The organism is Lysinibacillus sp. NPDC096212, assembly GCF_044763105.1.
Lineage (GTDB): Bacteria > Bacillota > Bacilli > Bacillales_A > Planococcaceae > Lysinibacillus.
The window spans coordinates 1-18,395 of the sequence record NZ_JBIWFQ010000025.1 but is presented as its reverse complement, the minus strand read 5'-3'; the positions used below and the strand labels follow the sequence as shown (position 1 = coordinate 18,395).

The window sequence follows — 18,395 nt, the reverse complement described above, 5'->3', positions numbered from 1 at the left end:
TGAGTCTAAGAGGAGGTGCAGTAAAATGTACGCAATTATTGAAACTGGTGGTAAACAAATCAAAGTAGAAGCTGGTCAAGAAATCTATATTGAAAAATTAGGTGTAGAAGCTGACGAGGTTGTAACTTTCGATAAAGTTTTATTCGTTGGTGGCGAAAACGTTAAAGTTGGAGCTCCATTCGTAGAAGGCGCTACTGTAACAGCTAAAGTTGTTAAAGAAGGCCGTGCGAAAAAAATCGTTGTTTTCAAATTGAAAGCTAAAAAGAACTACCGTCGTAAACAAGGTCACCGTCAACCTTACACAAAATTAGTTGTTGAAGCTATCAACGCTTAATTGTGAGGTGTAGCGAATGATACAAGTTACGATTCATCACGATGAAAATAGACATGTGTCAGCATTTGAATTTTCAGGACATGCAGAATACGATGAATCTGGTAAGGATTTAGTATGTGCTGGAGCATCTACAATTGCCATTGGTACAGTAAATGCTATTTATGCACTATTACAATTACAGCCAGAAATCGAACAAGCTGCTGAAGGTGGAGGCTATCTTAAGGTAAACTTACCATCAGAATTAGAGCCTGAGATTGATGCGAAACTACAGTTAATTGTCCAAGTAATGACTGCCCAAGTGTATTCGATGGTGCAAAATTACGGACAATACATCCAAATCAACTACAACCAAGTAGGAGGTGGAACGGAATGAAATTATTATTAACTTTAGACTTACAATTTTTCGCATCGAAAAAAGGTGTAGGTTCTACTAAAAACGGACGTGACTCTGAGTCAAAACGCCTTGGTGCTAAACGTGCTGATGGCCAATTCGTAACTGGTGGTTCAATTCTTTACCGTCAACGCGGTACAAAAATTTACCCTGGTACAAACGTAGGTCGTGGTGGTGACGATACACTATTTGCTAAAGTTGACGGCGTTGTTAAATTCGAACGCTTAGGTCGCGATCGCAAACAAGTATCTGTATACCCAGCATCACAAGAAGCTTAATCTTTTAAAAAGATAACATAAAGCGGAGGACTGCATTTATTGCAGTCCTTTTTTTGGCTAAATTTCAATTTCTTTCAGCAAAATGTTTTATGTAACGTAAGTGAAACGTCAGTTACAAATGGTTTTGGTAGCGAAAGCAAAGCGTCAGCTACAAGTGTTTTCGTAGCGAAAGTGAAGAGACAGAAACACGGTTTTATCTGTGCGAAAGCGAAGCGACAGCAACAAGGTTTTATCTGTGCGAAAGCGAAGCGACAGCAACAAGGTTTTATCTGTGCGAAAGCGAAGCGACAGCAACAATTATGCCTCGGCATAATTGATTGAAGAATTAAGGGAAAAATACAGCAAAACTTGTTATACTAGTAAGGATAACTTTATTGGAGTGAATGGGATGAACAATCAATCACTAACCATTAGTGAAGTAATACGTTTTGCAAATCATGATTATGTGAATCAGCTTCAGCTTATTCGCATGAATTTAGATTTAGGTAGAATTGATGAATCAAAAAAACTTATTCAAAATTATTCAGAACAATTACAAGTACTTTCTATCCTTAATCGTCTACAATTACCGCAAACAATCGAATGGCTGCAAACAGCAGGTTGGCGCTATCCTTCATTACCAATGAAGCTTAGCGGTGACATAAAAATGTCTGTCACAAATACAGTTGATTCGGAAGTTGTAGATTACTTAAACAAAACAGTTATGCATGTTTATGATACATTAGATCCATTTACAGAGCAGAGATTAGTGCTCGATGTACGTGTTGACGATCATACATTTGCCGTGACATTCACGTTAAATGGGCTATGGAGTGCTGATGCATTCACCGAAAAAGGTTTGAAACAATTAGACATTCAAACAGTGGAAGAGACAAATGCGTCTTGGATATATGTATTGAGTGCAAGCAGGGAGTGAATTAAATGTTTGTCGATCACGTCAAGATTTATGTAAAAGGTGGCGACGGTGGGGATGGAATGGTAGCCTTCCGTCGTGAAAAATTTGTACCGAATGGTGGTCCAGCTGGTGGCGATGGTGGTCACGGCGGGAATGTTGTCTTTCAAGTTGAAGAAGGTCTGCGAACGTTAATGGATTTCCGCTACAAACGCCACTTCAAGGCTGACCGTGGTGAGCATGGTATGAGTAAAGGGATGCATGGTAAACGTGCAGATGATTTAATCGTTAAAGTACCACCGGGCACGGTTGTAATGAACGAAGAAACAGGCGTTGTTATTGCGGATTTAGTCGAGCATGGTCAACAAGCGATTATCGCAAAAGCTGGTCGCGGTGGCCGCGGGAATTCCCGCTTTGCAACACCAGCCAATCCTGCTCCAGAACTTTCTGAAAAAGGTGAGCCAGGACAAGAATTAAATGTTATATTAGAGTTGAAAGTACTAGCAGATGTAGGATTAGTTGGCTTCCCAAGTGTAGGTAAATCAACATTATTATCTGTTGTTTCTGCGGCAAAGCCAAAAATAGGTGCTTATCATTTCACTACAATCGTACCGAACTTAGGAATGGTTGAAACGGATGATCATCGTAGCTTTGCAATGGCAGATTTACCAGGTTTAATCGAAGGTGCGCACGAAGGTGTTGGTCTAGGTCACCAATTCCTCCGTCATATTGAACGTACACGTGTTATCGTACATGTAATTGATATGTCGGGTATGGAAGGGCGCGATCCTTATGAAGATTACTTAACAATCAATGATGAGCTAAAACAATATAATCTTCGTTTAACAGAACGTCCACAAATTATTGTGGCAAATAAAATGGACATGCCAGATGCAGAGGAAAACTTAGAAATTTTCCGTGAAAAAGTGGGCGAAGATGCGAAAATCTTCCCAGTATCAGCGGTTTCTCGCCAAGGTTTAAAGCCGGTATTATTTGAAATTGCCGACTTACTGGAAGTGACTCCTGAATTCCCATTATTCGACGATCTAGATGAAGAATCAGATGCAACGGTACTTTACAAACACCAATCTGAAGCAGATTCAATCGAAATCTCTCGTGATCCTGATGGTACATTCATTCTTGGTGGATATGCGATTGAGCGTATCTTCAAAATGACAGACTTCAGCCGCGAGGACGGTGTACGTCGTTTTGCACGCCAATTACGTGGTATGGGCGTCGATGAAGCATTACGTGAACGTGGTGCACAAAATGGTGATATTGTACGCTTATTGGAATTCGAATTTGAATTTGTCGACTAAGAATAGGTTTTAGGGGGAAGCGTATGAAGAATGTTGCGAATCAGCGATATTATTTAGTTCGTGAAGATGTTTTAACGGATGCTATGCAAAAAACTTTGGAGGCGAAACACTTACTTTCAAGTGGTTCGGTATCTTCCATTTGGGATGCGGTAAAGCAGGTGGATTTATCGCGTAGTGCGTTTTACAAATATCGGGATGCTGTATTTCCTTTTCATTCAATTGTGCAGGAACGCATTTTAACAGTCTTTTTACAGCTTCAGGACCGTAAAGGAACACTTGCAAAGCTTTTAGAAACAGTGACAATTACGCATTGCAATGTACTGACTATCCATCAAACAATACCGATTCAAGGACGTGCGAATGTTACATTATCGTTAGATGTCACTAGTATGACATGTGAACTGGATGATTTAATACAGCAACTTAAACGTTTAGATTTTGTAGAGTCAGCGGAAGTAATTAGTTCTGGTGCATTGTAATGACTGACAGCAAGTTTGAATTTTTGACAGAATGTAAATAAGCTCAAAAGGAGCAGTCCCATGTGATGAAATGATCACTTCATGGGACAGCTCCTTATTCTATAACAAAAAATAAAGACTATCACAAAAAATTCTATAATTTGATTTAAGAGGTGCGGCAATCGCCGGAGCATTTTGGAAAGCTTCACATTATGCCTTTGCCTAACATTTGATGTAGAAATATAAAGTGAATTTCACGGATTGAAAATTCCGAATTTTTTCATTAGTGAAATTTAGGGAGAAGTTGAGACTGCGCGACTCCTTGGGGATCAGCAATAGAGGAACGAAGGCTAAGAACATCACGTCCTGTGATAACGCCTTCGTGACCAACATCCTGCTGCTGACGCTTCGTTAGCACTACGCTTTCGCGCAAAAAACATCTGTTGCCCCAAGCGGCTCATCGGAGCTCTGCTCTGTGCGAAAGCGAAGCGACAGCAACAACAAAGCGCGCAGTCGGCACGGAAATCAACCCCACGTTATGGTGATGAGCCATTTAAATATAAAATCAAAAGCTACAAGTTGTAGTTAAGGAGGTACATGTAATGACAGAGCAACAATGGGAAAAACGAATAGGATATTTAGGACCTGAGGCATCATTTACATACTTAGCAACAAAGGCAACCTTTCCGAATGAGTGGCTTGTCCCTTGTTCTACAATTCCAGAATGTATTGAAGCGGTAGCAAAGGGGAAGGTAGATTTAGCAGTTGTACCACTGGAAAATGCTTTAGAAGGATCTGTATCGTTAACGCTTGATTATTTATTTCATGAGGCGACCTTATATGTTACAGGTGAGCTTCAGTTAAAAATACAGCAGCATTTAATGGTAAATAAAGAGCAGAAGGACAATTGGGAGTCAATCGTAGGAGTTTATTCACATCCACATGCTCTAGCCCAATGTCATAAATATTTATTTTATCGCTTCAGCCATGCTCCGTTACATCAAACAACATCAACAGCAGCAGCGGCAAAATTTGTATCCGAAAATCCAAACGAGTGCATTGCGGCAGTTGGAAATGCAGCGGCGGCAATTAAATATGGCTTAGAAATCGTTCAACCTGATATTCATGATTTCCATTTTAACCATACACGCTTCTTCGTATTATCAAAGCAAAATAGACGATTGCCGCAAGAATTATCTGATGGACAAGCGAAGACAACTTTCATGATTACATTACCAACGGACCGTTCAGGGGCATTACATCAAGTATTATCAGTATTTGCATGGCGACAATTAAATTTAAGTAAAATCGAATCACGACCATTAAAAACAGGCTTAGGTGATTATTTCTTTATGATTGATGTTTTAGCAGATGAAAAGGAGCCTATGATGCGTGGAGCTATGGAAGAACTAGCTGCACTTGGTTGCAAGGTGAAATCACTTGGTACATACTTTACTTATCGAACATCAGACGAGTAATCAATTTCGTCTTGACGAGGAGGAATCAGTATGGGCGGCATTATATTATTTGACGGAGTGTGCAATTTTTGTGATAGCAGTGTGCAATTTATTATCAAATATGATCAAGCAGCGTATTTTCAATTCGCGTCCATTCAAAGTGAAGCTGGGCAGGCATTACTTGCACAATACGAAGTACCAGAAAATATTGATAGTGTCATATTAATTGAACAGGGAAAGGTATATTTTGAATCCACGGCAGCACTTAAAATCTGTAGGAGATTAGATAGTTTTTGGCCTGTTTGTTATATTTTGATCATGATTCCTCCATCTATACGAAATACAATGTATCGGTTATTTGCAAAAAATAGATATCGTCTTTTTGGACGAAAAGAAGTATGTTTATTGCCAACACCTTCACAACGAAATAGATTTCTCTAGCTTTGAAGCTATCCAATTAAAGTGGATAGCTCATAGTATTGAAAAACAAAATGGCCAAGAAATTCTTTGTGAATGTTGGAGCTTTAAATGAGGATGATTTCCGTTTCATGCTACTCACTTCCTGTTTCAGCGGACGGAACCCCCCCCCCTCATTTTGCCGCAGAGCCATACTTTAATATCTTAATTTCATTGACATACAAAAGAGCTATCCAAGTGGATAGCTCTTTTGGTTGAAATTGCAATAGTAAGTTCAATATGAATATGGAACAAATGAAATAAGCTTCATAAAAATTAAATGATAATTCAAGTTAATCATTTAAATTCAATAAAAATTTGTTACATTATTGATCTACAACTAAATAGCTCTTTTTTTGCAAAGTAAGTTCAATTAAATCTAAAATGTCAACAGAAGGAGCAGAAATAACATGAAGATGTGTACCACCTGTTAGTTCGGATAAATAACTTGCCTGTGTTTCATTGACGCGTTGAATAAATTTTTTTACCTCATGACGGTTAGAAACCATAATGGATGCGGTAATTTCCCCGTAAATTGGGTGTTCAACGATAACATTTTTTACTGTACCACCGCAATCAACTATTGTTATAAGTTCATCTTCTGCATCCTCAGCAGAGTGGAAGCAAGGAATTGTACGTTCAACAGTTTGTTGTAATTGTTCCTGATGCATATAAAGATATCCTTGGCTAGTTGCAATAATAGGTTCATTTCTAGCCTTTAATAATGTCATATCATTGACAATGACTTGTCTAGAAACATTAGCGAATTTAGCTAGGTCCGTCCCCGTTATAGGTGCTGTACTTTTTTTAAGTTGTGCTAGGAGTTGCAGTCGGCGTTCTTCGCCTAACATTTTTTTCATAAGAGATCACCTCTGCTTGTAATAAAGGAAGCAGTTTTCCTTAAAACTAGTGTACCATGAAGCATTTCCAACATGCGTGAAATTTTTGTATCCAAATGAAACATTGAACATATGATACGAAGAGAGGAAGGGAGGAAAAAATTGCGTATTCATATTGTCCAAAAGGGAGACACGTTGTGGAAGATTGCGAAAGAGTACGGAATTTCGTTTGAAGATTTAAAGCGGCTTAATGCCCATCTTGCTAATCCAGATTATATTGTACCGGGCATGGAAATTATCCTACCTGAAAAAATACACAAAGAACCACATAGAGAACATCATCGAGAAACAGATTGGGGAATGCATAGAGAGGGGGGACATAGAGAATCCCATAAAGAGGGGCATAAGGAGCACATGCATAAAGAACATATGCACAAGGAGTCACCTACAAGGCACGTTAAAGAAAAAGAGGTTCAAAGACCAACGCCACCACCAATTGTTGTACCACCACCACCAATGCCAGAACCGCAGATGATTCCAATTCCTTATCCAATGCCAATGCCGATGCCTCAGCCAGCGCCTGTTGAGCTTAGCTGGAATCAAAACGTTGTCATGCCAAGTGTAGAACAAACTGTATCTCCAATTCAAATTCAACCACCACCACAGCCTGTAGCCCAACCGATGGCGCAACCACCAGCACCAATGCCACAACCGATTTTTATCATGCCACAAATGCCACAAATGCCAGCAGTACCACATTGTGCAAGCTGCCATCAGCCAGTGCATCATCATATGTATTGGCCGATGCCAATGCCAATGCCAATGCCAATGGAACCGCAAGTTGAGGCTTATACAATGCCAGAGCAACCATCATGTGAAATGGGTTGTGAAAAAGTTGCTGGGGCGGAGGAGTTCTTAGAATCTAGTACATCTCCATTCTTCCCTATGAATCCAGAATATCAGCCAATGCCGGAAATGATGCCGGAAATGGAACAGCCATGTGGTTGTCACGCACAACCAGTCATGATGCCGACTTGGCAAATGGACCCATGTTGTTGTCCGCCGCCATGTCCACCACCATGCCCAATGCCGTGTCATTCACATTGCCATATGCCACATGCTTCGGTAGGACCATGGATGTCACCGCACTTTTCTCCAGGCGGGATGACGCCTTATCGATGGTGAAAAAGCGTATATTATCGAAGAAATAAAGCCTAATATTTGGAAGTATAAATATCAATCCAAAAATTATTTTGTGAAACGAGCAAAGCAGATAGAAATAGCAGAAAAGGTAAGGGTTATTCATCGCCGACTTGGACATCTGGAGCCCTCGTTGATCTTACCTTTAATGAAAAGTGAAGATGAGTATTTAATCGTGCAAGATTGGCAAGAAGGAAGTCATAGTGCTAATTTTGCACATAAAAAGGATCGGAAGGAATCACTAAAGCTATTAAATACATTACATGATACAAATAAAAAAATTGCTTGGCAGCGGGTGCCAGGTTTGCACACCTATTCACAGCTTTTAAAATGGCAAATGCGCCATATGCGTTTTAAAAGCAGACGGAATGAATTTCGTGCATTTTTAACAAAGGAAGAAATCAATCAAATTTTACATTATAGTGAGAAATCGTTACAGCTAATCGCTCAGGAAGATGTACCTGAAAAAGAAACAACGCTTTTACATGGAGATGTCGTCCATCATAATTTTTTATGGTGCTCAGATGGGGAATTACGTTTAATTGATTTTGATTTGGCTCACCTTGGGGAAGCAGATGATGAATACATTTTATGGTTACATCGTGTATTGCCTGCCGTAGATTATGACCTTGGTAAAATATTTGCTGAGCTACCAGAGTTGAAACGATTAGATAAAAGAAAGCTACATCGTTTAAAATATCCAAATGAGCTATTACGTGAATGGCTTTTTGCAGCGGATTTACCATTAAATCAACAGCTGGTATTTTTAGATTATTTAGTGCCATTTACAAAACGGGCTCTCACATATTGGCCAAAACTGTGGTACGATATTGATAAAATGATAAAGAAATGACCGTCTTTTGGCGGTCATTTTTGTATGTGAACGACTACTTGTGTTATTTCTTATAGTCGAGCATTCGTTCGTAATATGCTATAATCGAAGACGATGATTGTGAGGGATTATAGAATGTATGATTATTTAAAAGGACAAGTAAAGCGTATAACTCCGGAGTATATCGTCCTTGAACAGCAAGGGATTGGCTGGCAGCTTAATACACCAAATCCATTTGCGTTCCGGACATCGGCCCTTGAACAACAAATTTTTGTTCACTTGCATGTACGTGAGGATGCACAAGTGTTATATGGCTTTCCAAGTTTAGACCAACGAGAGCTGTTTCGTAAACTTATTTTAGTATCAGGAATTGGACCGAAGGGTGCACTTGCTATTTTAGCTACTGGGAATCCGCAACAGGTTATCAGTGCCATTGAACGAGAAGATGAATCGTTTTTAGTAAAGTTTCCTGGTGTGGGTAAGAAAACGGCACGTCAAATGATTCTAGATTTAAAAGGTAAACTTGGCGGATTGTTAGAGACAATTGAGCTGCCAAGTACAGAAGATGAGCTACCGTTATTTGGTGTGAATCCATATAAACATGAGCTTGAAGAAGCTATTCTTGCCTTAATGGCACTTGGTTATTCTGAAAAAGAATTGGAAAAAATACGTCCACAGCTCGAAGAAAACGACAAGCTTGAAACAACAGATGCATTTATGAAACAAGCTTTACAATTGCTATTAAAGTTAAAATAGTGAAAGGGGGGGAAGTACATGTCTGAACGTATGATTGCTAGTGAGGCAGGTAGCTATGATGAACAGTTTGAATTATCTTTACGGCCACAAAGATTAGCACAATACATTGGTCAACATAAGGTAAAGGAGAATTTACAAATTTTCATTGAAGCGGCAAAGCTTCGTCAGGAAAGTTTAGATCATGTGCTGTTATATGGACCGCCTGGACTTGGTAAAACTACATTAGCTGCTGTTATTGCTAATGAAATGAATGTCAATGTGCGCATGACTAGCGGCCCTGCGATTGAACGCCCTGGAGATTTAGCAGCTATTTTAAGCTCACTGGAACCAGGGGATGTGCTATTTATCGATGAAATACATCGCCTGCCTCGTGCAATAGAAGAGGTGCTTTATCCTGCGATGGAGGATTTTTGTTTAGATATTGTCGTTGGTAAGGGCCCTGAAGCGCGTTCTGTACGACTAGATTTACCGCCATTTACACTCGTTGGTGCCACAACAAGAGCTGGCGCATTATCAGCACCTTTAAGGGATCGCTTTGGCGTGTTATTGAGGTTGGAGTATTATGATAATACGTCACTTGCAGAAATTGTTGTACGTAGTGCGCATTTATTTGATGTTGAGATTGAGCAAGTAGCAGCACTTGAAATGGCGACACGCTCACGTGGTACACCCCGTATTGCTAACCGTTTGCTAAAACGAGTGCGAGATTATGCACAGGTGATCGGAGATGGTATGATAACGGAGGGACTTGCTAAGCAAGCGCTTGAGCTATTACAAGTCGATCCTAGAGGACTTGACCATATTGACCATAAACTTGTGACCAATATGATTGAGCGCTTCCGTGGTGGCCCTGTAGGCTTAGATACGCTGGCAGCATCTATAGGCGAGGAACGCGTAACGATTGAAGATGTATATGAGCCATATTTGATGCAAATTGGCTTTATACAACGTACGCCACGTGGACGTGTGGCAACACATTCAGCCTACGAACATTTTGGATATGAGTATCCCCAACAAACCTAGAAGAAGGAAGTATTTTCATGCGTGTAGAAGATTTTGATTTTGAATTGCCAGAAGAGCTTATTGCACAAACACCACTTTTGGACCGAACAGCTAGTCGTTTAATGGTAGTGACGCCAGGCTCACAAAATGTAGAGCATCATCATTTTGCTCATATTTTAGATGAGCTACAAGCGGGAGACTGCCTTGTGTTAAATGATACAAGAGTCTTACCAGCGCGTTTAATGGGCGTTAAAGAAGAAACTGGTGCTCATATAGAAGTACTGCTATTAAAGCAAATGGCAGGTACGGATGAATGGGAAACACTTGTTAAACCAGCTAAACGTGTAAAAGTCGGCACAGTTGTAACATTTGGAGATGGCTTACTGACAGCTACTTGTACAGGAGAGCTTGATCATGGTGGGCGTACATTTGAGTTTAAATATAATGGGATTTTTTATGAAATTTTAGAGCAACTTGGTGAGATGCCACTACCTCCATATATTCGTGAAAAATTAGAGGACAAGGATCGTTACCAAACCGTTTATGCAAAAGAGCGTGGCTCAGCTGCAGCACCGACTGCTGGCTTGCATTTTACAGAAGAATTACTTGAGCAAGTAAAAGCAAAAGGGGTCGAAGTTGTATTTATCACTTTACATGTGGGACTTGGAACTTTCCGTCCTGTAAGTGTAGATTCAATTGAAAATCACGAAATGCATTCAGAATTTTATAGTGTAACGGAAGAAACCGCATCTATCATAAATAGAGTGAAGAGTAATGGTGGAAAAGTGATTGCAGTTGGTACAACCTCTACACGTACATTAGAAACTATCGGCTCTAAATATGAAGGCGAAGTGCGAGCAGAACAAGGTTGGACGTCTATTTTCATTTATCCGGGATATGAATTTACTGTTGTAGATGGTTTAATCACAAACTTCCATTTACCAAAGTCTACACTAGTAATGCTTGTTAGTACGCTTGCAACAAAAGAAACAATTTTAAGTGCATATCATCAAGCTGTAGAAGAAAAATATCGTTTCTTTAGCTTTGGTGATGCTATGTTTATTCGTCCAAAAGGAGAATAAAGATAAAAATCGGAGTACTGTTTTTACTTTAGATAAGAGAGGGATTTTTATAATATGACACAACCAGCAATTCGTTATGAGCTACTTCATACTTGTAAGCAAACAGGAGCACGCCTTGGCATCGTGCATACACCACATGGCTCTTTTGAAACGCCAGCTTTTATGCCTGTTGGTACACAAGCAACTGTTAAAACAATGTCACCTGAGGAATTAAAGGACATGAATGCAGGTATTATTCTGTCAAATACGTATCATTTATGGCTACGACCAGGTAATGATATTGTTAAAGAAGCAGGTGGCTTGCATAAATTTATGAACTGGGATCGCCCGATTCTAACAGATTCAGGTGGTTTCCAAGTTTTCTCACTTAGTCAATTCCGTAAAATCGAAGAAGAAGGGGTTCATTTCCGCAATCACTTGAATGGGGACAAATTGTTTTTAAGTCCAGAAAAGGCGATGGAAATTCAAAATGATTTAGGCTCAGATATTATGATGGCTTTTGATGAATGTCCACCTTACCCTGCGACATATGACTATATGCTGCAATCGGTAGACCGTACAACTCGTTGGGCTAAACGTTGTAAAGAGGCACATAAACGTCCAGAAGACCAAGGTCTATTCGGTATCATTCAAGGGGGAGAATACGAGGAGTTACGCCGTCGTTCTGCAGAAGCATTAGTAGAGCTAGATTTCCCTGGTTATGCAATTGGAGGACTATCTGTTGGTGAGCCTAAGGATGTTATGAACCGAGTGTTAGAGTTTACAACACCATTAATGCCAACGAATAAACCACGTTATTTAATGGGTGTCGGTTCACCTGACTCATTAATTGATGGTGCTATTCGTGGTATTGATATGTTTGACTGTGTATTACCAACACGTATTGCCCGTAATGGCACATTAATGACATCTGAAGGTCGTTTAGTTGTTAAAAATGCAAAATATGCACGTGATTTCGGACCAATTGATCCGAATTGTGATTGCTATACATGTAAAAACTATTCACGCGCCTATATCCGCCATCTAATTCGTACGGAAGAAACGTTTGGTATCCGTTTAACGACTTACCATAACTTACACTTCCTATTGAAGCTAATGGAACAAGTACGTGAGGCAATACGCGAGGACCGTCTTGGTGATTTCCGAGAAGAATTTTTCGAGAAATATGGCTTTAATGGACCAAACGCAAAGAACTTCTAATATTTAGTAAAAAAATCATGTAAATTTGTGTGAAATGTGAATATTTCTAGCGAAAAATTGTCTATCTTAGAAAAAATATTAGTAATATAGAAAAAAAATGGGCTTGTCCGTCGCTTTTTTAGGGTGGAATAGTCTATACTAAAAAAGTGAGAATTAGAAAGGGGGCAAGAATGATGGAACAATATTCTGGCTTAATCATGATTTTAATCATGTTCGTTGCAATGTGGTTTATTTTAATCCGCCCTGCCAAAAAGAGACAGCAGGAAACACAAAATATGCAGGGTAATTTGCAACGTGGAGATAAAGTTATTACAATCGGTGGTTTACATGGTGAGATTGACTCAATTGAGGACACAACTATAACATTAAAAATCGCAGACAATGTGCGCGTAAAATTTGATCGTCAGGCAATCGGACGAGTTAACAATGACTAAAATTGATTTTAAAGGCGTTGTCCAACATTAGTGGACAACGCCTTACACCATATAAATAGCTTTGTCAAAATGCAGAATTCATTTTTGACAAGGCTTTTTTTGTATAAAAAGTAACGTACACGGTCACCTTATATTATGGGGGTGACTGTATGGAAGAATATTTAACGATTATTTTTAGAACATGCTTTTTATATGTGTTTATCCTAATAATTTTTCGTTTAATGGGTAAACGTGAGGTCGGCGAATTATCTGTAATAGATTTAGTTGTATCCATTTTAATGGCTGAGGTTGCTGCGTTTGCACTTGATGATTTCGAAAGTCCTTTATTTAGTGTGATTTTACCAATCATCATATTGTTTTTCATACAAATAACAACTGCATATATTTCACTCAAAAGTAAAAAATTCCGTGATCTAGTTGATGGTGATCCAGTATTACTGATAAGAGATGGTGTCATTTTAGAAAGTGAAATGCGCAAGCAACGCTATAATTTAGATGATTTGTGTCAACAATTACGCGAAAACGGAAATGCTTCCGTTACAGATATTGCTTATGCTTATCTAGAGCCCTCGGGCAATCTGTCTGTATACCAAAAAGATGAAAAGGCATTTGTTTACCCACTGATTATCGACGGTGATATTCAGGATAGGCATTTACAGGTCTTGCATAAAGATACTGATTGGTTAATAGCAGAGCTTGCTAAAAATAATATTACGGATAGTAACATAGTATTTTTTTGTGTTTGGGAAGAAGATCGGCTTCATATCCAGCTGAAAGAATCTTAAACTTTCTTGGCCAGCTTACGAAGGTAGCGCAAATCAGTTATGCGCAACTGATTGGTAAATAATAAGAAAGTAAATAGTAAAAACAACGTTACACAGCTACTTAAAATAAAAGGCAGTGGCATTATTTGCATCAGGAAATACTGAGTAACACAAACAGCAATAAAGCAGCTATATGGCACGACAAACATTCTAAAGCCAGCACGTAAATTTTTGCGCTGTCTTACTGTTGCGATATGCAAAAATGAAGTTAATAAAACGCCAAAGCCAATTGCTACAACGGCACCTTTTTCCTGTATCCCAGGCTGAGAAGCAAGTACGAACATGACAAAGAGTTTACCAAGACCACCATAAATGGAGTTCATCATTGCTGCACGAGCCTCACCGATTGCTTGTAATATAGAGTGCAATGGACTTTGTATATAATAAAAATAAAAAATAGGGGCCAATATTTTCACATATCCACGATTTTCTTGTAAGTGAAAGAGCTTCATAGCTAAGTCGTCTCCATGAACGAAAAAGTACGTAGCAGCAACACAGCCCACTAATGATGAAAGTCGCAATGATACAGAAATACGTTCCTGTAGGAGCGGTATGTGCTGACGTGCAACGGCATCACTAACAGCTGGTATAAGAACGATCGAAAGTGCTGCAGACACAAAAGCCGGGAATAATAATAGGGGGACTAGTACACCTGAAATAACCCCATATAAAATTGTTGCAGCGGAGGCTGTTAATCCTGCCATTGTTAAAGCCTTTAAAAAAATGATAGGCTCTAAAAACCAAGTAAAAGATCCAAATAGCTTGCTTCCTGCAGAAGGAAGGGCAATCCGTAACATCGGAGAGGAAGGATAAGCCTCAATTTTGTTTTTTTGTGTCAATAATTTTTTCTTTGAGACAATATAATGCATCCACAAATACAAGAAAGCAACGACTTCAGCTAGAAGCGTAATACCCATAGCAGAGGCTGCTGTAACGGCAGCGTTATCATAGGCAGCCACAAAAGGCAGTGTAAATGTGATGAAGGTAATGCGGATAATTTGCTCAATCATTTGAGCCCAAGCTGTTGGTGTAATTTTCGCAATACCCTGTAAATAAGCGCGCAATAAGCCAGAACCAACTGACACTGGTACAGCAAAGAGTGCAATCCAAAGCGTAATTGTTGTTTGTTCATTATGTAAAAGTGTAGTCGAGATATATGGTATAGTAAGTGCAACAATCGGCATAAAGATGATCATTCCAATAAATGACCAAAGTATAGCCGTACGCATAACACCATAGATGCCTTCGCGTTTGTTCTTTGCTAGTAACTCTGCTACAATTTTTGCCACAGCGATAGGTAGTCCAAGTTGAATGAGTGAGATGAAGAAAATGAACGCCGGATAGACGGTCATATAAATGCCGACTGCCTCTTCACCAGCGATACGCATAAATTGCATTCTATAAAAGAAGCCAAAGAGTTTTGATAAAAAAATCACGAACATTAAAAATAGTGTACCCCGTACAAAAGAACTCATGCCATCCGTCCCTTCTCAAGCCACAAAAATTCATTTACACTATTTGTATGCAGACATGTCTTACGATACAACTTTGATTGGAGATGATTCAAAATGAGTATGCAGTATGAGCAACTATTTGAAAAAATTCGTCCTGCAATTGATAGTAAGATAGAAGAGTTTAAACATTTTCAATATGATGCGATTACAGCAGAAGAACTATGGCGCTTCTGTATAGAAAAAAAATGGCGCAAAAAAAATATTGAACAATTACGTTTACATGAAATTATCTCCACTATTTTTTCAGTATCACCATCTGATATCGTATCATTTAATCAAGTAGAATTTTTACAAAGCAATGAATGGTTTACAGAATTGAATACGGAAGAGTTAAAAATGCTACTTGGTCCGGTTAAAACTTAAGAAGAATGTGTGAAATTTGTCAAATAATAAAAGAATACTAAAAGTGTTGAATTGACACCAAGCGCAACGTGTTTCATAATGAGTGTGTTGCGCTTTTTTTATTTGTATAAGTATATTTATTCAAATACCTCCTAATAATTCTTTTCTAAATCTGGAGGAATACACCTATTCAAATACAGGGATAAATTTGCGCGTTATGAACGATTGAAATAAGTAGAGCAATCTTTTTGAAGCACAGGCAACATTATTCTAAAGGAAAAGGAGGAATAAACGTTTCAAAAGGACTTGCTATTATACTTGTTTGTAGTGTAAGGAATTGCCTTACACCAATTCGAGGAGGATTTATAAATGAAACTAAAAAGTCGTATAGTTGCATTCGTATTACTATTGGTTATTTTTACAGCAACCATTGGTACGACTGTAAGCGGCGTCTTAAAGGACATTAAGCTAGGTCTTGACTTACAAGGCGGGTTTGAGGTTCTTTATGAGGTGACAGAATTACACAAGGGAGAAGAAATTACACCGGGTGTTTTGTCGGCAACAGCAACAGCTCTTGGTGAACGTGTAAATGCTATCGGGGTAAGTGAACCGAGCATTCAGGTTGAAGACAAAAATCGTATTCGTGTACAATTAGCGGGTGTCGAAGACCAAGAATCAGCACGTAAATTATTGTCTACTACTGCGAATTTAACATTCCGTGATGTCGATGACAATATATTGCTGGATGGTAATGACTTAAAGCCAGGTGGCGCTAAGGATTCCTTTGACCAACAAAACCGTCCAATTGTTTCCCTAACATTAAAAGATGCAAAGAAATTTGCTGATATAACTAGTAAAATTGCCGCTAAACCAGCAGGTCAAAATTTACTCGTTGTATGGTTAGACTTTGAAGATGGTGTTGATTCATATAAAGCTGAATCACAAAAAGCGAAGCCTCGTTATGCATCTGCAGCAACTGTTAACCAAACATTAAATACAACGGATGTAATGATTAGCGGGAATTTCACAGTTGAAGAAACAAAAAATTTAGCAGGTATTTTAGATGCTGGGGCACTTCCTGTAAAGCTTAAAGAAATTTATTCTACTTCAGTTGGTGCACAATTTGGTGACCAAGCACTGAAAAGTACAATTTTCGCAGGTGTTGTAGGCGTAGTAATAATTTTCTTATTTATGCTATTCTACTATCGTTTACCTGGCTTTATTTCCATCATTACACTTGCTATTTTCACGTTCCTAGTACTAGTTGTATTTGGCTGGATTAACGCGGTATTAACACTGCCAGGTATTGCAGCTATCGTGCTCGGTATAGGGATGGCCGTTGATGCGAATATTTTAGCAGCGGAGCGTATTCGTGAAGAGCTACGAGTAGGTTATTCGGTTAAACAAGCATTCCAGATTGGCTCGAAGGAGTCTTTATCAGCAATTATCGATGCACAGCTAACTACATTATTAGCTGCTGCTGTATTATTCCAATGGGGGACAAGCTCTGTTAAAGGATTTGCAACAACATTAATTATTAGTATTTTACTAAGCTTCGTAACAGCTGTTTGGGGTTCTCGTGTACTATTAGCTTTACTTGCAAATAGTGGCTATTTCAACAATCCAGCATGGTTTGGTATTGCAAAATCTAAACAGCATAGCTTAGATGAAAATATTGGTACATTAGATTTATCAACGAAATTTGATCGTTTTGACTTTGTACACAACCGTAAGAAATTCTATACATTCTCATTAGCTATTCTAGTAGCTGGTTTAGTGGTTCTTGGTATATTCCGTCTAAACCTTGGTATTGATTTTTTAAGTGGTACTCGTGTGCAAATTGAGGCGGAGCAAACGTTGAATAAAGAAGAAGTATCTAAATATCTAGATAGTATTGGCTTCTCATCTGAAGATATCGTTTTGACAGGTGAAAAGAGTAACTCTGCGGTTATCCGTTACAAACATGACCTATCGCAAGCAGAAATTTTAAAATTCAAAAAAGAAGCTGGCAAAAAATATGGTCATGAACCTGGCGTAAGTACAGTGTCACCAACTGTCGGTAAAGAGCTTGTAAAAAATGCTGTAAAAGCATTATCACTTGCGGCTATCGGTATCATTATCTATGTAGCGGTTCGTTTCGAATGGCGCATGGGTGTTGGGGCGATTGTCTCGTTACTACATGACGTATTCTTAATTGTTGCTGTATTTAGTTTCATGCGCTTAGAAGTTGATATTACGTTTATTGCAGCTGTACTGACGATTGTCGGTTATTCTATTAATGATACGATCGTTACGTTTGACCGGATGCGTGAAAACTTAGATCGATATGATACGATTAAAGACCGTGAAGTGTTAGCGGATATCGTGAACAAATCACTACGTCAAACGATGGGTCGATCTGTTAACACAGTGTTAACGGTTATTATCGTGACAGTGTCACTTCTTATTTTAGGTGCACCGTCGATTCAAAACTTCTCAATCGCGTTATTAATCGGTTTAATCACAGGTATGTATTCTTCAATTTGTATTGCTGCACAAATCTGGTATTCACTTAAAGTTCGTGAAATGAAAAAATCAGATGGTCAAATACACAAAAAAGAGAAAAAACAATGGGGTACTGACGAGCCTACTGTTTAACATAAGTCTTTAAAACAGGGAAAGGAAACATTTCTTTCCCTGTTTTTTTATAAGATGATTTGTCAAATTAAGTGCAACAATTGCTCATTAAAAGCCTCGTTTGCAGTTTTCCAACCAAGACATTTTCTTGGTCGGTTGTTGATATAGT

At 38.8% G+C, this 18,395-nt stretch carries 22 protein-coding genes and 1 other annotated feature (1 of these 23 running past the window's edge); of the genes, 19 read left to right on the top strand and 3 right to left on the bottom strand.

The window, feature by feature from the left end:
* Positions 1 to 11: a sequence feature (ribosomal protein L21 leader region), on the top strand; it begins 65 nt to the left of the window's first position.
* Positions 12 to 25: 14 nt separating this feature from the next.
* The 7 genes from rplU (at position 26) to ACIQ7T_RS20530 (ending at position 3,693) form a co-directional block, all read left to right on the top strand.
* Complete coding sequence (gene rplU / locus ACIQ7T_RS20560) at positions 26 to 334, top strand: 50S ribosomal protein L21 (RefSeq protein ID WP_323647589.1); 309 nt, start codon at positions 26 to 28, stop codon at positions 332 to 334.
* A 16-nt stretch (positions 335 to 350) separates the two neighbouring features.
* Positions 351 to 707, top strand: coding sequence for a ribosomal-processing cysteine protease Prp (locus tag ACIQ7T_RS20555; RefSeq protein ID WP_132356987.1), 357 nt, complete (start codon positions 351 to 353; stop codon positions 705 to 707).
* Positions 704 to 1,003 carry a 50S ribosomal protein L27 gene (rpmA, locus tag ACIQ7T_RS20550; protein ID WP_132356986.1) on the top strand — a complete coding sequence of 100 codons (300 nt, stop codon included), beginning with the start codon at positions 704 to 706 and terminating at the stop codon, positions 1,001 to 1,003. The genes ACIQ7T_RS20555 and rpmA overlap by 4 nt, the downstream gene beginning before the upstream one ends.
* A 39-nt stretch (positions 1,004 to 1,042) precedes the next feature.
* A complete protein-coding gene (locus ACIQ7T_RS20545) occupies positions 1,043 to 1,324 on the top strand; it encodes a hypothetical protein (protein ID WP_370075428.1) in 282 nt (93 codons plus the stop codon).
* Positions 1,325 to 1,391: 67 nt separating this feature from the next.
* Complete coding sequence (locus ACIQ7T_RS20540; RefSeq protein WP_370075427.1) at positions 1,392 to 1,919, top strand: Spo0B domain-containing protein; 528 nt, start codon at positions 1,392 to 1,394, stop codon at positions 1,917 to 1,919.
* Positions 1,920 to 1,924: 5 nt separating this feature from the next.
* Positions 1,925 to 3,214: a GTPase ObgE gene (gene obgE, locus ACIQ7T_RS20535; protein ID WP_402873035.1), complete on the top strand. Its 1,290-nt coding sequence runs from the start codon at positions 1,925 to 1,927 to the stop codon at positions 3,212 to 3,214.
* Between the two features lie 23 nt (positions 3,215 to 3,237).
* Entirely contained in the window at positions 3,238 to 3,693 is a 456-nt protein-coding gene (locus ACIQ7T_RS20530; protein ID WP_053484814.1) for an ACT domain-containing protein, read from the top strand.
* Between the two features lie 262 nt (positions 3,694 to 3,955).
* Here the strand turns inward: ACIQ7T_RS20530 and ACIQ7T_RS20525 are convergent, their stop codons facing one another.
* Positions 3,956 to 4,105: a hypothetical protein gene (locus ACIQ7T_RS20525; protein ID WP_370075425.1), complete on the bottom strand. Its 150-nt coding sequence runs from the start codon at positions 4,103 to 4,105 to the stop codon at positions 3,956 to 3,958.
* A gap of 169 nt (positions 4,106 to 4,274) precedes the next feature.
* Between ACIQ7T_RS20525 and pheA the strand changes: the two genes are divergently transcribed.
* A complete protein-coding gene (gene pheA / locus ACIQ7T_RS20520; RefSeq protein ID WP_402873032.1) occupies positions 4,275 to 5,150 on the top strand; it encodes a prephenate dehydratase in 876 nt (291 codons plus the stop codon).
* 30 nt (positions 5,151 to 5,180) lie between these two features.
* A complete protein-coding gene (locus ACIQ7T_RS20515; protein ID WP_370075423.1) occupies positions 5,181 to 5,570 on the top strand; it encodes a thiol-disulfide oxidoreductase DCC family protein in 390 nt (129 codons plus the stop codon).
* A 341-nt stretch (positions 5,571 to 5,911) separates the two neighbouring features.
* Here the strand turns inward: ACIQ7T_RS20515 and ACIQ7T_RS20510 are convergent, their stop codons facing one another.
* Positions 5,912 to 6,445 (bottom strand): transcription repressor NadR, encoded by a 534-nt coding sequence (locus tag ACIQ7T_RS20510; RefSeq protein WP_370075422.1) that lies wholly within the window; start codon positions 6,443 to 6,445, stop codon positions 5,912 to 5,914.
* A 141-nt stretch (positions 6,446 to 6,586) separates the two neighbouring features.
* Between ACIQ7T_RS20510 and ACIQ7T_RS20505 the strand changes: the two genes are divergently transcribed.
* From ACIQ7T_RS20505 to ACIQ7T_RS20470, 8 genes are all read left to right on the top strand, one after another.
* Positions 6,587 to 7,609 carry a LysM peptidoglycan-binding domain-containing protein gene (locus ACIQ7T_RS20505; RefSeq protein ID WP_402873030.1) on the top strand — a complete coding sequence of 341 codons (1,023 nt, stop codon included), beginning with the start codon at positions 6,587 to 6,589 and terminating at the stop codon, positions 7,607 to 7,609.
* A 70-nt stretch (positions 7,610 to 7,679) separates the two neighbouring features.
* Complete coding sequence (locus tag ACIQ7T_RS20500) at positions 7,680 to 8,477, top strand: phosphotransferase (protein ID WP_402873027.1); 798 nt, start codon at positions 7,680 to 7,682, stop codon at positions 8,475 to 8,477.
* A 114-nt stretch (positions 8,478 to 8,591) separates the two neighbouring features.
* Positions 8,592 to 9,212, top strand: a complete 621-nt coding sequence (gene ruvA / locus ACIQ7T_RS20495) for a Holliday junction branch migration protein RuvA (RefSeq protein ID WP_370075419.1) — start codon at positions 8,592 to 8,594, stop codon at positions 9,210 to 9,212.
* 18 nt (positions 9,213 to 9,230) lie between these two features.
* On the top strand, positions 9,231 to 10,235 hold the full coding sequence (gene ruvB / locus ACIQ7T_RS20490; protein ID WP_370075418.1) for a Holliday junction branch migration DNA helicase RuvB: 1,005 nt from the start codon (positions 9,231 to 9,233) through the stop codon (positions 10,233 to 10,235).
* Between the two features lie 17 nt (positions 10,236 to 10,252).
* Entirely contained in the window at positions 10,253 to 11,296 is a 1,044-nt protein-coding gene (queA, locus tag ACIQ7T_RS20485) for a tRNA preQ1(34) S-adenosylmethionine ribosyltransferase-isomerase QueA (protein WP_370075417.1), read from the top strand.
* Between the two features lie 54 nt (positions 11,297 to 11,350).
* Positions 11,351 to 12,496: a tRNA guanosine(34) transglycosylase Tgt gene (gene tgt, locus ACIQ7T_RS20480; protein WP_370075416.1), complete on the top strand. Its 1,146-nt coding sequence runs from the start codon at positions 11,351 to 11,353 to the stop codon at positions 12,494 to 12,496.
* 173 nt (positions 12,497 to 12,669) lie between these two features.
* The gene (gene yajC / locus ACIQ7T_RS20475) at positions 12,670 to 12,930 is read left to right on the top strand and encodes a preprotein translocase subunit YajC (protein ID WP_370075823.1); all 261 of its coding nucleotides are present in this window, start codon (positions 12,670 to 12,672) and stop codon (positions 12,928 to 12,930) included.
* A gap of 149 nt (positions 12,931 to 13,079) precedes the next feature.
* The gene (locus tag ACIQ7T_RS20470) at positions 13,080 to 13,715 is read left to right on the top strand and encodes a DUF421 domain-containing protein (protein WP_370075415.1); all 636 of its coding nucleotides are present in this window, start codon (positions 13,080 to 13,082) and stop codon (positions 13,713 to 13,715) included.
* On the opposite strand, the gene ACIQ7T_RS20465 is transcribed toward ACIQ7T_RS20470, so the two are convergent.
* Positions 13,712 to 15,229 carry a putative polysaccharide biosynthesis protein gene (locus tag ACIQ7T_RS20465; protein ID WP_370075414.1) on the bottom strand — a complete coding sequence of 506 codons (1,518 nt, stop codon included), beginning with the start codon at positions 15,227 to 15,229 and terminating at the stop codon, positions 13,712 to 13,714. The genes ACIQ7T_RS20470 and ACIQ7T_RS20465 overlap by 4 nt on opposite strands.
* A 93-nt stretch (positions 15,230 to 15,322) precedes the next feature.
* On the opposite strand from ACIQ7T_RS20465, the gene ACIQ7T_RS20460 reads away from it, so the two are divergent.
* On the top strand, positions 15,323 to 15,631 hold the full coding sequence (locus ACIQ7T_RS20460; RefSeq protein WP_370075413.1) for a post-transcriptional regulator: 309 nt from the start codon (positions 15,323 to 15,325) through the stop codon (positions 15,629 to 15,631).
* 348 nt (positions 15,632 to 15,979) lie between these two features.
* Positions 15,980 to 18,247: a protein translocase subunit SecDF gene (gene secDF, locus ACIQ7T_RS20455; RefSeq protein WP_370075412.1), complete on the top strand. Its 2,268-nt coding sequence runs from the start codon at positions 15,980 to 15,982 to the stop codon at positions 18,245 to 18,247.
* The last annotated feature ends 148 nt before the right edge of the window (positions 18,248 to 18,395 follow it).

Bases quoted from the DNA above. Each gene is read 5' to 3' on its own strand.
- rplU (WP_323647589.1), top strand. From the start codon at position 26: ATGTACGCAATTATTGAAACTGGTGGTAAACAAATCAAAGTAGAAGCT.
- ACIQ7T_RS20555 (WP_132356987.1), top strand. From the start codon at position 351: ATGATACAAGTTACGATTCATCACGATGAAAATAGACATGTGTCAGCA.
- rpmA (WP_132356986.1), top strand. From the start codon at position 704: ATGAAATTATTATTAACTTTAGACTTACAATTTTTCGCATCGAAAAAA.
- ACIQ7T_RS20540 (WP_370075427.1), top strand. From the start codon at position 1,392: ATGAACAATCAATCACTAACCATTAGTGAAGTAATACGTTTTGCAAAT.
- obgE (WP_402873035.1), top strand. From the start codon at position 1,925: ATGTTTGTCGATCACGTCAAGATTTATGTAAAAGGTGGCGACGGTGGG.
- ACIQ7T_RS20530 (WP_053484814.1), top strand. From the start codon at position 3,238: ATGAAGAATGTTGCGAATCAGCGATATTATTTAGTTCGTGAAGATGTT.
- pheA (WP_402873032.1), top strand. From the start codon at position 4,275: ATGACAGAGCAACAATGGGAAAAACGAATAGGATATTTAGGACCTGAG.
- ACIQ7T_RS20515 (WP_370075423.1), top strand. From the start codon at position 5,181: ATGGGCGGCATTATATTATTTGACGGAGTGTGCAATTTTTGTGATAGC.
- ACIQ7T_RS20510 (WP_370075422.1), bottom strand. From the start codon at position 6,445: ATGAAAAAAATGTTAGGCGAAGAACGCCGACTGCAACTCCTAGCACAA.
- ruvA (WP_370075419.1), top strand. From the start codon at position 8,592: ATGTATGATTATTTAAAAGGACAAGTAAAGCGTATAACTCCGGAGTAT.
- ruvB (WP_370075418.1), top strand. From the start codon at position 9,231: ATGTCTGAACGTATGATTGCTAGTGAGGCAGGTAGCTATGATGAACAG.
- queA (WP_370075417.1), top strand. From the start codon at position 10,253: ATGCGTGTAGAAGATTTTGATTTTGAATTGCCAGAAGAGCTTATTGCA.
- tgt (WP_370075416.1), top strand. From the start codon at position 11,351: ATGACACAACCAGCAATTCGTTATGAGCTACTTCATACTTGTAAGCAA.
- yajC (WP_370075823.1), top strand. From the start codon at position 12,670: ATGGAACAATATTCTGGCTTAATCATGATTTTAATCATGTTCGTTGCA.
- ACIQ7T_RS20470 (WP_370075415.1), top strand. From the start codon at position 13,080: ATGGAAGAATATTTAACGATTATTTTTAGAACATGCTTTTTATATGTG.
- ACIQ7T_RS20465 (WP_370075414.1), bottom strand. From the start codon at position 15,229: ATGAGTTCTTTTGTACGGGGTACACTATTTTTAATGTTCGTGATTTTT.
- ACIQ7T_RS20460 (WP_370075413.1), top strand. From the start codon at position 15,323: ATGAGTATGCAGTATGAGCAACTATTTGAAAAAATTCGTCCTGCAATT.
- secDF (WP_370075412.1), top strand. From the start codon at position 15,980: ATGAAACTAAAAAGTCGTATAGTTGCATTCGTATTACTATTGGTTATT.